The organism is Paraburkholderia sp. JHI2823 (assembly GCF_038900695.1).
In the GTDB taxonomy this organism is placed as follows: domain Bacteria; phylum Pseudomonadota; class Gammaproteobacteria; order Burkholderiales; family Burkholderiaceae; genus Paraburkholderia; species Paraburkholderia mimosarum.
Window position 1 is genome coordinate 1 of sequence record NZ_JAYMRY010000188.1, and the last position, 600, is coordinate 600.

Annotated in this window: 1 protein-coding gene; it reads left to right on the plus strand. The window is 67.2% G+C overall.

The window, feature by feature from the left end; genetic code table 11:
• Positions 1-2: 2 nt before the first annotated feature.
• The coding region (gene paaC / locus VSR34_RS38245; RefSeq protein ID WP_342965214.1) for a 1,2-phenylacetyl-CoA epoxidase subunit PaaC at positions 3-600 on the plus strand (598 nt) is incomplete at its 3' end.

The following is a 600-nucleotide window of genomic DNA, read 5'->3' on the forward strand; positions in this document are numbered from 1 at the left end:
TGCTGCGCCTTGCCGATACGGCGCTGATCCTCGGTCAGCGCAACACGGAATGGTGCGGCCACGGCCCGGTCCTCGAAGAGGACATCGCACTCGCCAACATGAGCCTCGACCTGATCGGTCAGGCGCGGCTGCTCTACACGCATGCCGCCACGCTCGAAAAGGCGCTCACCGGCCGCGATCGCACCGAGGACGACTACGCCTATTTCCGCGCCGAGCGCGAATTCGCCAACTACACGCTCGCCGAGCTGCCGCACTTCGGCCCGCTCACCGGCACGACGCATTCGTCCAACGATTACGCCGTGACGATCGTGCGCAATTTTCTCTACGCCTCGCTGATGGCGCATCTGTGGACGGCGCTGCTGCGCTCCGCCGATCCCCAGCTGGCCGCGATCGCGGAGCGCTCGATCAAGGAAACGCGCTACCACCTGCACCATGCGCGTGAGTGGCTGATCCGTTTCGGCGACGGCACCGAGGAATCGCACCGCCGCGCGCAAGCCGCGCTCGACTGGCTGATGCCGTACACGCGCGAGTTCTTCAGCACCGACGCCGTGGAAACGGCCGTGGCCGAAGCCGGCATCGCGCCGCTCACCGCGCAGCTGG